Source organism: Priestia aryabhattai B8W22, assembly GCF_000956595.1.
GTDB lineage: Bacteria > Bacillota > Bacilli > Bacillales > Bacillaceae_H > Priestia > Priestia aryabhattai.
This window is the reverse complement of record NZ_JYOO01000033.1, coordinates 22,551-36,527: the sequence shown is the minus strand read 5'-3', so window position 1 is coordinate 36,527 and position 13,977 is coordinate 22,551. Positions and strand designations below refer to the sequence as shown.

The window sequence follows — 13,977 nt, the reverse complement described above, 5'->3', positions numbered from 1 at the left end:
TGTAGGTGTTAAACTTAATGTTGTAGCTTCAATTTCGCCTGGTGTTAAGATAACGGACTTTGAATCACTGCCAAAACCTCCTGCAACCGCCGAGATATTAAGCGTAGCTGGTGGAAGGTTCAAAACGGTAAAGTTTCCATTTAAATCAGTTGCTCCAGATCCTACTGCGATGCCGTTTAAGTCCGTAATTGTTATAAGAGCCCCATTAATCGGTGTTCCTGTACTGCTGTTTAATACCTGACCAGTCACCTCAGCGGGATTTAACTTAAGCGTAATATTTGTTTCAGTTGTTTGATCTGAAATGACAACAGCATTCGTCGTTGTGGTAACAAAATTTAGAACAGTAATAATTAATGTGTAGCTGCCTGGAAGCAAGTCTAGTATGTCATATGTTCCATCATATTGAGCAAGCAATGTTTTTAAAAGAGTGCCGCTTTGATCAAATACTTGAATTTGAGTGTTCATTCCTAGAATAGGGCTGCCTCCAGCATCTGTGATAGTTCCATTAATTCTTCCAACACTTGGAATGAGGCTGATATTGGCTAAAGTTGTTTCATCGCTTTGAACGACTGCTCCAACGCTTATGCTCGCAAACCCACTTCCAGATGCTACAACCGTATACGTTCCAGGTGCTAAGCCGCCGATAAAGTAGGTTCCATTTTCGTTTGTAATACTGTTGGCAACAATAACGCCAACTCCTCCTACAAGCCGTACTACAACAATTGCGCTTGAAATGGCTTCGCCAGTCTGCGCATTTGTAATTTGCCCCGTAATATTTCCTGAATTCGGGTTTAACGAGAAATTAATGTTTTCTAATACATCACCTGGTTGAAGAGTAATACCGCTAAGCTTGTTGGAAAAAGCAGGTGCATTCACTACAATAGTTTGTGCGCCTGGCGGTAGATTACTAATCACGTAGTTTCCATTTTGATCTGTTAAGGCAGTGCCTAATACAGTTTCATTTTGACTAATAACACGAACACTTGCATTTCCAATTGGTGTTCCGTTGATGCTTATAACCGTTCCACTAATGGTAGAAAAATTTGCTTGAAGTTCAATGTTAGACACCGTCGTTTGATTTGAAAAAACAACTGTTCCTACAGTACCTCTTGCATAATTGCGTGCATTTGCTACGAGGATATATTCGCCTGGTGCCAGACCGCCCATTTGAAACATTCCATTTTGATCTGTAAGTGCGTTTGCGATAGGAACCAAACTTTGCGGAGGGAAAAGTTGAACTGTGGCTCCGTCCAAAGCTAAGCCGGTTTGTTGGTCAAGTACTCTTCCTGTGATTCTTCCTGGGTCTGGAAGGAGTGTGACGTTAACAGTTGTAGATGCATCAGAAACAACTGAAAACCCAATCGTTTCTCTTTGAAAGTCAGATGCCACTGCAATTAAAACATAGTCGCCAGGAGCTAATCCTTCTGCTTGATAATTTCCAGTTCCATCGGTTTGTACTTCTTGAATAATGACACGATTGCTATCTAAGATACGAGCAAATGAATTTGTTAACCCTTCGCCTGTTTGGCCATTTGTGATTTGCCCTTGAACGGTTCCCGGGTTTGGAATTAATGCAAGTAAAATATTAGATACATTGTCTGATTGTACAATGGTTGAGGCAGCTTCGCTTCCGAAGTTTGGATTCAATCCAACGACCGTATACGTTCCAGGTGCTAGATTATTAACGGTAAATATCCCATTTTGGTCGGTAGATAATGCAGCAATAATTGGACCTGTCGGCGTAAATTGACGAACAATAATCGAAACGCTGGCAAGCGGGTTTCCAGTTTGCTGGTTAACAACTGTACCTTGAATACTTCCTGCATCAGGAGGTAAAAAGAACTCCAAAACGGTTTGTTGATTAGCGACGACCATAGCTTCTTGGACAGTGGACCCAAAGCCTTGAGCTGAAGCAATGACGCGGTACAAATCGGAAGAGAGACTCTGAATTTCATAAAATCCAAATGTGTCAGTCATCACAGTTGCAATAATTCCTCGAGTAAAGTCAAACACTTTTAGCGTTGCACCTGCAATCAGTTCACCTGTTAGCTCATTAACTACGGTCCCTTCAAGTCTACCAACTTCTGGAGACAGAGCAATCGTTATCTGTGCCACTTGACCAGGTGTAAGAATAACAGATTGAGAGAGGCTTCCAAAGTTATTAGCTGTTACGGAAACATTAAGAGTTTGTGGAGGAAGGTTTAAAATACTGACAGATCCATTCGTATCCGTTACTCCACTCCCAACAATCGTTCCGTTTGGCAAGGTAAACGTGACAATAGCACCTGGAATTGGTTCACTCGTTTCTCCACTAACGACTTGCGTTGTAACCGTAGCAGGATCTGGCTGCAGTGTCGCCACTAAAACAATTGTTTGTTCAGAGGTAACCGTTGCACTGAATATACCAGTTGTAAAGTTAGGCGCTGTAAAGGTTAACTGATAAGAGCCAGGTGGCAAGTCAACGACAGTAAACACTCCATCGCTGTTGGCTAAAACAGACTTGATTAAATGTCCGTTTTGATCAAATACTTGAATTTGAATATTATTTCCTGTAATCGGATTGCCTTGAGAATCAATAATTGTTCCGCTAATAACACCTGCAAGTGCTGTTAATGGAACATTGGCCGTTGCAATCGTATCACTCACAACGGTCACGCCTACCGTATTTGTTCCAAAACCAGATTTGCTAGCTGTTACAAGGTAGGTTCCCGGAGTTAAATCATTTACCCGGTAGTTTCCATCTACATCTGTTGTTGCGTTTGCAACGATAATTGAACTTGCACCTGTTTTACGAATCACAATGTCAGCGCCTGCAATAAGGGCTCCGTCTTGAGCATTAGCCGTTTGACCTTGAATATTCCCGGAGTTTGGTGTTAACTGAGCGCTAAAATCTGTAATAATCTGTCCAGGTGATAATGTTACACCAATGATTTGAGTGCCAAATTCGGAAGCAGAAACGACAGCAATTTGTGAACCGGGTGATAAGTTGCCAATTGTAAAATGTCCGTTTTGATCTGTGACTCCTGTGCCAAGAACAGTTTCATTCTGGTCAATAATCCGAACGGCGGCACCAGCGATAGGTGTTCCATTGGTAGAGGTAATGGTTCCGCTTAAAGCAGCTGGATTTGGTGAAAGAAGCAGAGCAGCCGTTGCCGTTGTATTTGGAAATACCGCTGTTCCAACTGCTGCCACAGCGTAATTTGATACAGTAGCCTCTACTACATAATCTCCAGGCTGAATGCCAAGGACGCTGTAACCTCCGTCTTGCCCTGTAATCGCACTAGCAATTGGAATCAAACTTTGAGCAGGGAAAATTTGCACAGATGCTCCTGCAATCGGCAAGCCGGTTTGAGAATCAATGACCGTGCCTGTAATCGTTCCTGGGTCTGGTGTTAACGCCGTATTTACGGTTATGACCGTATCGGAACCTACTATTGCACCAATAGTACTGCTTTGGAAATTAGGGTTTGAAAATACTAGTGTATACGTGCCAGGTGCCAGCCCAGGCACAAAGTAATTTCCGTTGCTATCAGTCTGAACCGTTGCTACTAAAATTCCAGCATCGCTAAGAATATTAATTTGTGTATTTAAAGCAGACTCCCCAGTCTGAGCAGATGTAATGAGCCCTTGAACTGCTCCAGGGTTTGGCAGTAGCGCAAGTGAAACGGTTGAAACCGTATCTGACTGAACAAACGTTGTAGTGCTCTGGGTGCCGAAATTCGGATTAAATACAGTGACAGCATACGCTCCGGGTCCCAAGTTTAGCACTGTAAATTGTCCGCTGCTATCTGTTGCCGTTGTTTGAACAACTGGCCCAGCAGGAGAGAATAGCCTTACGACCACTGAAGCGCCTACGATGAGAGCTCCGGTTTGTTGATTAACGACTGTGCCAAAAATCAATCCAGCATCAGGTGTTAGAACCAGATTGACTGTCGATGTTACATTTGAGGCTGCCTGAACGTTTTGCACCTGTGTACCGAAATTTGCAGAAGTGGCAATCACTTGATAAAAGCCAGGTGTCAGGTTCTGAACTTGATAAAGCCCATCACGATCTGACAAGACAGTTGCAACAAGTGCTCCTGTAAAGTCAAATATTTGCATAGTGGCCCCAATAAGCGGAGCACCCGTTTGTTGATTTATCACAGCCCCGCTCACAGCTCCAGGATTTGGCGCTAAGGTCAATAATGAAGTTCCTGTTGACCCTGGTGTTAAAATTACTGAACGAGAATCTGAACCAAAATTTGTTGCTACAGCTGATACAATAACGGTTGTCGGCGGTAGATTTGGAATGGAAAAGTTTCCATTTTGATCCGTAACAGTACTGCCGATTGGCAGCCCGTTAAGGTCAGTGACCGAAACAATTGAGCCAAAAATAGCATCTCCCGTTGTGCTGCTTACCACTTGCCCATTCACCTTTCCAGGATTCGGGGTCAGCGGAACAGTAAGTACGGTCATTTCGTTTGCTGTAACAAACGCTCCCACTGTATTGGCTGCATAATTCGCTGCTGTCACGGTTAATTGATAAGATCCAGGAGGCAGGTTTGTAATAGAAAACGTCCCATCAGACTGTGCAGCTACTGTTTGAAGCAAGCCGCCGTTTTGGCTAAACACACGGATTTGAGTTGGGATATTGACAATTGGATTTCCTTGGACGTTTAAAACGGTACCGGAAATGGAACCAACAAGTGGTGAAAGAGCGATATTTGCTTGAGTCATTTGATCGCTGATAACAATTGCCCCCACTGTGTTTAACGCATAGCCAGTAGCAGAGCCTGTGACGGTATAAGAACCAGGCTGTAAGCCGTTTATCTTGTAGTTTCCAAGCTCATCTGTTGTAGTTGAAGCCACCACAACAGGAACTCCGGCGACTGTTCGCACAATAGCGATGGCACCGACAATTGGTATCTCTGTATCCGCTGTTACAATTTGCCCAGAAATGCTTCCCGAATTAGCTGTAAGAATGAAGTTCAAATTCGTTACCACTTGCCCTGGAATTAAAATAACGCCGCCGAGCTGTGTAGCAAATCCGGGGGCACTTACAATAATTTCTTGATTTCCTTGCGGCAAATCGGTCAGCGAATAGTTTCCAAACTCGTCTGTGACGATGGTTCCCAACACAAATTCATTTTGATCTAAAATACGCACGGTCGCATTTATAATCGGTTCGCCTGTATCTGATCTTACTGTTCCGGAAACAGTGGCAGGAGTAGGGACTAAGAAAATAGTAGATGAACTTGTTTCATTAGAGCGAACTGCTACGCCTGTAGACGAAGTGGCGTAAGTTTGAAATGACCCGATTAGAATATAAGAACCAGGTGCTAACCCGTCTAAAAAGTAATGACCCCTACCATCGGTTACGAGGGTAGCGATTGGATTTAACCCAAGAGCAGGGAAGACTTGAATAGACGCACCAATTAAAGGAGAAGCCGTTTCTGCATCCAGCACTTGACCTGTAATGGACCCAGGAGAAGCAATAAGATTTGCATTGACCACAGACGTTTGATTTGGTTGAGAAGTAAAGCTTAACGTTTGAGATTGAAACGTAGGGTTTGTAAATGGAATCGTATAATCCCCTGCTGTAAATCCTGCAATCTGATAAAAACCGTTAATATCCGTTTGCGTTTGTGTAACGAGGATTCCGTTTGCATCAATCAACTGAATCAGCGTATTAATAATCGGAACGCCGGTTTCTGCATTTGTTACCGTTCCTTGTACAGCCGATGGAAGCTGTTCCAAAGCAAAGTTTAAAGCAGCCGTTTCACCAGGAGCAAGCGTGACGGATGAGGCTTGTGATCCAAAGAGTTCATTTACAACAATAACCGTAAAGGTTCCTTGCGGTAAGTGTGATACTGCATATAGGCCATTGGTATCTGTGACAGAAGTCGCAATAATAGGACCGGTTGCGTTAAACTGGCGAATAATTACATCTGTTCCGCTGAGTACTGTACCAGTGGCAACGTTCGTAACAGTGCCTTGAATGGTTGAAGGGTTTGGCTCCAAAGCAAAGCTTGCAATGGCCTGTGTGTCTGACACTACGGTAAAACTAATGGTTCCACTTGTATATCCTCCAGAGGCAGCAATGGCTGTATAGAGCCCCGGCGCTAATCTGGATATTAAAAATTGTCCTTGAGCATTCGCAGACACCGAAACGGCTGGCGCGCCTGTTTGATCAAAAATTTGAATGCTTGCTCCTGCAAGGGTATCCCCGTTATTACGGTTAACAACAAAACCAGACACACTTCCAGGGTTTGGCGTAAGTGTAAGTGTAGTAGTGGTCGTTTGTCCCGGCGATAAAATGACAGCCCGCGAGTCCGTTCCAAAGTCTTGGGCACCGGCGCTTGCAACAAATGAGCCGGCCGGTAAATTTTCAATAACAAACGTTCCGTCTTGACCAGACGCGCCTCTTCCGATTAGTAATCCCGTATTTGGATTAAGGACAGATACGATGCTTCCTGCAATACTTATCCCCGTTTGTTGATTAATGACTTGCCCTGTCAACGTTGCAGGAGATGGTTGAAGTATGACGCTTGTTTGAACTTGTTGATCTGCTTGCACTTGTATTCCGATTGTCGTCGCTTGGAATGCAGGTGCTGATGCATTGAGTACGTAGCTTCCTGGAAAAACATTAAAAAAGGCAAACGTACCATCTGATTGAGCAAGTAATGCTTCAATAAGAACACCATTTAAATCAAGTAAACGAACTTGCAAGTTTGATCCGGTAATCGTTGTACCTGTTGAGTCAACAAGCTGACCATTGATTGAACCAGCTAATTCGTTAAGTGCAATACTGGCCGTTGTAGTGGTATCACTAGAAACAATTGCTCCAATTGTTTTTGTTCCAAACGTAGGGAACGAAGAGGTCACGGTATAACTCCCAGGTGCTAATCCTTGCACAAGAAAGTTACCCGACGAATCAGATGTCACGGTTGCAACGGCAACACCTGAACCGATTGCTTGACGAATGACAACCGTTGAACCAGCTAACGGTGCTCCTGTTGCAACATCGGTGACTTGCCCGCTGATTGCTCCTGGATTTGGAGTAAGAGCAAAGTTTATGTTGGCTAAAGTACTGCCGGGACTTAGTATAATTCCGCTTGTTAAGTGCCCGAAACTTGGAGCTGTTACAAGAACTGAAAATGAACCTGGAGGTAAATTTCCAATTGAATACGCACCATTGGCGTCAGTTCCGGCTGTTGCGAGAATGGTTTCATTAGCATCAAAAATTTGAACGGAAGCGTTTGGGACAGCAGCGCCACCCGTATCCGTAACGACCCCTGAAATAATAGAAGGGTTAGGAATTAAAGCGAAACTCACACTGGTTGCTGTATTGGAAGAAACAATTGCTCCTGCTGATTGAACGGCAAAGTTTGGAGATGACGCAATAAGAATGTAATTACCTGGTGCAAGATTTGAGAATTGATAGTTTCCACTGCCATCTGTTAATACGCTTTGAATAAAGACATTTTTAGCACTGTAAAGTGCAACTACTGTATTGGGCTGAACAGGGGAAACATTTCCGGCAATGAGTCCAGGTTCAGGAGGTAAGCTTACATTTACAACTGTGGTTGTATCAGCCAATACAATTCCCCCGGCTATGTTCGTTTGGAAGTTAGCTGCGTTGACTACAACATGATAATTTCCTGGAGGCAACCCTTCAATCATATAAATTCCTTGACTATCGGTAAAACCAACCTGAACTTGAACATTACTTTGGTTAACTACACTTACGCTGGCCCCGATAATTTGATCTCCTGTAGTGCCGTTTACAACTTGCCCGGTGATGATTCCTGGGTTAGGAGCAAGTGAAACATCAATATTTGCTTGACCTCCTGGAGACACAGTGATGGTTGCAAAATTCGTTTGGAAATTTGGTGCGGCCACAACGAGCGTGTACGTTCCAGGAGCTAATTGCGGGACAAGAAAGTTACCTTCTGAGTTGGCAAAGACAGTGGCGATAACAGCTCCGTTTGTATCCAAAATTCTTACTTGGATTTGAGCACCAGCAATCGAGTCACCCGTTTGTTGATTTCTAACGGTTCCGGTGATGGTTACCGGATTAAAAGCAAGCGTAAAGTTTAGCGTTGTCGTTTGATCGGATCTAATCGCAGTTCCTTGACTCGAGCTTTGAAAATTTAAGGCGGTCGCCGTTACAATATAGCTCTCAGCCGATAAGTTTGGAATCGTATAAACGCCGTTTTGATCTGTGATTCCTGAACCAATAATGGCACCGCCGACTGTCGTTTTGACATTAATGGTAGCACCTGCAACGGCTGCTCCAGTAGAATCGGTCACCGTTCCAGTTAACGCACCAGGATCTGGAGTTAGGGAAAAGTTTACGGTTGTTGTCTGGAAAGCAACAACCTGGGCACCTGCTACTTTAGACTGGAAATTTTGATCGATGGCTGTGACCGTGTAGCTGCCCGGAGCCAAATTAGGAACGACATACGCTCCCGCTTGATCTGTCGTAACAGAAGCAACCAAGTTGTTATTTAAAAATACATTAACCACTGCACCTGCAAGCGCGCCGCCTTGACCGGAGGTGACGACTCCATTAATGACACCAACTAAACGGTTTAGAGCGGCATTTAACGTGGTTGTTTGATTGGATTGAATAATTGCTCCAATCGTTTGACTACCAAAACCAGGTTGCCCAAAAGTGACAGTATAGCTGCCCGGAGCCAAATTGGTCACACTGTACTGACCTTGTGCATTTGTTGTAGCTGTTGCAACGGTAATACCGCCTTGATTAACTACATTAACTGAAACACCTGACAAGGAAACGCCCGTTTGAGCATCGTTTACAGCACCTGTCAACGTCCCTGGAGAAGGTTGAAGGATAACGTTTTGAGTTGTTGTTTGACTGGCTTGCACTGTAAAACCCAGCAAGGTGGTTTGGAAGTTTTGAGCTTTCACCCGTAATTGAAATGTGCCTGGTGCAAGTTGATTAGCGGTATATTGGCCTTGGGCGTTGGTTGTAACGGTTGCGATTACATTGTTCCCCGTATCAAGAACTTCCACAATCGCGCCTTGAATAGGTGTTCCATTAGTGTTAGATACAATACCCGTCACAGTTCCCGGGGAAGGAATCAGAGTAAAATTAGCAGTTGTCGTCTGGTTGGATGTAACGGTAATACCGAGTAACTGTGATTGGAAGTTAGGTGCACTGACGGTCACCGAATACTGACCTGGATTAACATTTGAAAGTGTATATTGACCTTGTATGTTAGTTGTCGCGGTTGCTACAACCGTATTAAATGCATCAATTAAATTAATAGTAGCACTGGCAACAGGTGTACCTCCTGTAGAAGTAACGGCGCCTGTTACTGTCCCAGGGGAAGGCTGAAGAGTCACATTGACGATTTGTGTTTGCCCGGCAGGTACGGTTGGCGTGCGCGTAGCAGTTACGAAATTAGCAGCGATAAAGTTAAGCGTGTACGTTCCGCTAGCAAGCTGAGTGAAGCTGTAATTTCCTTCGGCGTTCGTTTGAGTAGTAGTAATGAGGACATTGTTTTGATTTCTAAGTTCGACCGTTACCCCCCTAAGAGGTAATCCAGTTTGGCCAGATGTAACTTTCCCTGTAACAGCAGCTGCTGCAGCTGCTTCAATATTATTAAAAGCAGTTGCATTTGTTAACTGAAGGCCTGTGAAGTCATCAATTCCCGAAGCTGTAACTGTATTAAGCCTCCTTGTTCCAGAAGTAGTGAATGTCCCAATTACGGTATATGTTAACGTAGCAGTTTGCCCGGCAGCAAGGTTTCCTATTGTCCAAGACAGCGTTGTGTTGTTTGAATTAAATACGGATGTTCCAGTTGAGGTATTTATGCTGCTTACACTTGACAATTGGTCGAGACTAAATACGTCATTTACAACCACTTGTCTTGCGAGAGCCCGACCGCTATTTGTCACAGTAACAGACTGAGTCCAAGTTGTTAGAGAGCCTGTAAAAACAGATGTAGGTCCTGAAGTAATGGTCTTGGCTGCAGTTAAGTTAGCACGTACGTCCACGTCTTTAGGAGAGACAGGGTTGGTTAATGCGTTAACAAATTGAAAACCTTCAGACGTTTGTAAAGAATCTTTGTTGTAGTTGTTTGCATTAGCGGAGGAGAAAATAATAAATTGCAGCGGTGAAGAAGGACTAATTCCTAAAACTCGAAAAAAGTCAGCAGCGGGAAATTGAAAATCAATAAAATAATCGGCATCTCCGCCGAAATTAGACCCATCGTTTGTCAACGTGACGCGAGATACATCAAAATTAACAATCGGACGTGAGAAGGTAGGGGTCCCACTTCCGTCTGTTCCTTCGGCAGGGTCATTCCATGAGTTGAATACACGCGTTGTGTTTTTTATAAGATTAATTGTATTATCTAATCCATTTACGTTTGCTAACCAATCGTAGACCCCAGGATTTCCTGATGTATTGATTAAGACACCCCAAGAAAAGTTGCTAAAACCAGTATTTTTAGAGTTTCGAGGGTCAGCATTTAGCCGAATTCGGAAAAAAATAGTTGTTCCATCATAAGCGGCAAATGCTGCTGGAAACTGCGTATTTCCCACAATATCTGTGGAAGCTGGCGATTCGTCACCTACTACATCATAAATAGGCTGAGTGCCTATAAGAATAGGTTGAAATTGGGTGTTAGATGGAGAAGCCATTTTTTGCACTCCTTTTCAAATTTATCTTTACAACATATTAAGTAGACAAAAAGTTCGTGAGATATTATACATATTTTTTTAGAAAAAGCTTCATGATAACTAATGATTTGAGCTCGAATGAAAGTTAATCCAAATCCATGTAAAATTTATAAATATCGTCATTTTTTAGTAGAAGGAGCAAAAGTCAAATTTATTGACAGTATAAACTGTACAGATTAAAATCACAGTATATTTTAAAGTTACAGTTTTAAATGACACATATTAATATTATAGGAAGGGAAACAGTTTCTACCTATAATATGCCACTATTTTTGACCGTATCATTTTTGGAGGGAAATAAAATGACAAATAAAAAATATGAGCCGCTTTTACAGCCATTTACTTTTTCAAATGGCATCAAATTAGATAACCGCGTTATTCTTGCGCCTATGACAAATTTTTCATCAAATGAAGATGGAACAGTATCAAATACAGAAATAGACTACTATGTACGACGTTCAAAAGGTGTTAGCATGGTCATTACAGCATGTACATACGGAACGCCGAACGGCAAAGGATTTCACGGAGAGTTTGCTGCAGACAGCGATGAAATGATTCCTAGCCTGAGCCGTTTAGCAACAGCAATTAAAAATCAAGGAGCAAGAGCAGTTCTTCAAATTTTCCACGGAGGCCGCATGTGTCCGCCTGAGCTTGTTCCAAATGGAGAGGTTGTTAGCGCAAGTGCTGTTGCCGCAGAACAAGAAGGAGCACCGGTGCCTCGAGAGTTAACAAATGAAGAAATCGAAGGCATTATTCATGATTTTGGTGAGATGACGCGCCGTGCTATTGAAGCAGGATTTGACGGAGTTGAAATCCATGGAGCAAATAACTATTTAATTCAGCAGTTCTTTTCTCCGCATTCTAATCGCCGCGAAGATAAATGGGGTGGCAGCGTAGAAAAACGCTTAACATTCCCGCTAGCAATCGTAGACGAAGTAAAACAAGCCGTTTCTAAACATGCAAAAGAGCCATTTTTAGTAGGCTATCGCTTCTCGCCAGAAGAGCCTGAAACGCCTGGAATTACAATGGCTGATACGTTGAAATTAGTTGATGCACTAGCAGAGAAAGACCTTGATTACCTTCATGTATCGCTAATGGAATTCTGGTCAAAACCGCGCCGCGGCGTGGAAGATACTCGTTCACGTATTGAAATTATTCAAGAGCGAGTAGGAAGCCGCGTGCCTGTGATGGGCGTAGGTTCTATTCATACAGCAGACGAAGCAGCAGCGGCTCTTGAAACGGGCATTCCACTGCTTGCGATTGGCCGCGAATTAATTATGGATCCAGACTGGGTTCAAAAAGTCAAAGAAGGCCGCGAAAATGAAATTGTGACAACATTAAGCAAAAAAGATCAGGAAAAGCTTGTGATTCCTGACCCGCTCTGGCAAGCTGTTATTAACACGCCAGGCTGGTTCCCGGTTGAAGATTAAAAGAAAGACAGAAAAGCGCAAAGACGATGGGACTGAACCCCATGTCTTTGCGCTTTTTTATGGAATATCGCTTTTGAGCCATTAATTTACAAATGGACTTTTTTGTGTTTGAATAGTAATAGTTTTCTGGAAATGAGGTGAAAAAATGAAAGCAGGCCCAATGATAAAAATGATGGTTTCAATGAGTATTTTTGGTTCAATTGGCTTTTTCTCCACACAAACTGGACTGCCTTCTTTTGATTTAGTATTTGTCCGCTGCATTTGTGCAACGCTTTTTCTCGGAATGTGCTGGTTTGTAACGGGTGAGTATAAAAGGGAAAAATGGAATGCCAAAGAAATAAAGCAGATTTTACTGTGCGGAATATTTCTTGTGTTTAACTGGGTATTTCTATTTAAAGCATTTGAAATGATGTCCGTTACGGTAGCTATCTCTATTTATCATCTTGCCCCCGTTTTAGTATTGCTTCTGGGAAGCTTTATCTTTAAGGAGAAATTAACGGTTCTTGGCGTGATGTCTATCATCATTTGTTTTGTAGGAACACTTCTGATTATTGGGGTGAAGGAACTTACGACTGATGGCTTCATGTCGTCAGGAATATTGTGGGCGCTTTTAGCCGCTTTGTTTTATGCATGCACGACGCTGCTTGGCAAAGGAATTATTCATACGAGTGCTTATGCTGTTACATTCCTTCAGACTTTTGTAGGGATTTTTCTATTATTGCCGTTTGTTCATTTTAGTGATTTTCATTTCCTAACAGCGGCCAACTGGACAGCTATTTTAGTAACAGGCTTTGTACATACTGGTTTAGTGTATTATTTGTTTTTCGACAGCCTGCGTTACTTAAAAACTCAGGTAATTTCAGTTCTGGTATTTTTAGACCCGGCCGTTGCCATTTTATTAGATACAGCGTTTACGGGATTTCGGCCGACGCTTTTTCAGTTTGCAGGCATTGTTTTGATTTTTTTTAGGAATGCTTTTTACTTTGAAGCCAAAACCTTCAGCTAAAAAAATATTTCCACATAGCAAGATTAAAAAGATCACATAGAATTTCTATTTCATCTGCAGGTCTTCATTTATTAGAAAAAGGGGAGCTAGTCATGAAAGTCAGTAAGCAAAACGCAGAACACTACGCGTGGGGAGGGAAATGCGATGGGTGGCATCTAGTGAAAAATAAAGACGTAAGTATTATTCATGAGCGCATGCCCCCTCATACGAAAGAGGTAAGGCATTATCACACGAGAGCGCATCAATTTTTCTTTGTGCTAAAAGGAACAGCTGCTCTAGAAGTAGACGGAACTATTTATGATGTAAAAGCACATGAAGGAGTAGAAGTGCTTCCGTCCATTCCTCATCAAATGATGAATCGTTCGAGCGAAGAGATTGAGTTTCTTGTTATTTCACAGCCCTTTGCACAGGGAGACCGCATAGCTGTTGATGAAGATGAAGACGAAAACTAAGAATAGACAAGTCTATTTTTACTAGTCCTAACAGTAAGCGAAGAATACCGTCCAGTACAATAGTACCTTTTCATTCAGCAAGTGAAATATTATGCCTAATAAAATAAAAATACTTTTATTGCAGAGCAGAAATGTGGTAAATTAATATGTATGCAATATAGGGAGAACAAAATTTACAAATTAACAATTGTGTAATAATACCATCACGATAAAAAAATAAGAGATTGCCAGTTGAAAATGTAAATTTTGTAGATGACTAAAAAAAGAGATGAAGATGATATTGTTTGACAAATTGAATCATTTTCAGGTAATCTTTTGCAGGACGTAACCGCTACGATTTAATGTAGGGGACTTTCCTGAGGTTAGCTGAACATGAAATCTCTACTTTTTAGTGAAA

The 13,977-nt window shown here is 42.5% G+C and carries 3 protein-coding genes and 1 pseudogene; 3 read left to right on the top strand and 1 reads right to left on the bottom strand.

Going from position 1 to position 13,977, the window contains the following annotated elements:
- Nucleotides 1-21 precede the first annotated feature (21 nt).
- A pseudogene (locus tag N178_RS26635) lies at nucleotides 22-10,653 on the bottom strand (carboxypeptidase regulatory-like domain-containing protein); the annotation flags it as partial.
- 341 nt (nucleotides 10,654-10,994) lie between these two features.
- Here N178_RS26635 and N178_RS21035 point away from each other — a divergent pair.
- The 3 genes from N178_RS21035 to N178_RS21025 all read left to right on the top strand — a co-directional run bounded on the left by N178_RS21035 (nucleotide 10,995) and on the right by N178_RS21025 (nucleotide 13,580).
- The gene (locus N178_RS21035) at nucleotides 10,995-12,122 is read left to right on the top strand and encodes an NADH-dependent flavin oxidoreductase (RefSeq protein ID WP_045294647.1); all 1,128 of its coding nucleotides are present in this window, start codon (nucleotides 10,995-10,997) and stop codon (nucleotides 12,120-12,122) included.
- Nucleotides 12,123-12,267: 145 nt separating this feature from the next.
- A complete protein-coding gene (locus N178_RS21030; RefSeq protein WP_045294645.1) occupies nucleotides 12,268-13,128 on the top strand; it encodes a DMT family transporter in 861 nt (286 codons plus the stop codon).
- 92 nt (nucleotides 13,129-13,220) lie between these two features.
- On the top strand, nucleotides 13,221-13,580 hold the full coding sequence (locus N178_RS21025) for a cupin domain-containing protein (protein WP_045294644.1): 360 nt from the start codon (nucleotides 13,221-13,223) through the stop codon (nucleotides 13,578-13,580).
- The last annotated feature ends 397 nt before the right edge of the window (nucleotides 13,581-13,977 follow it).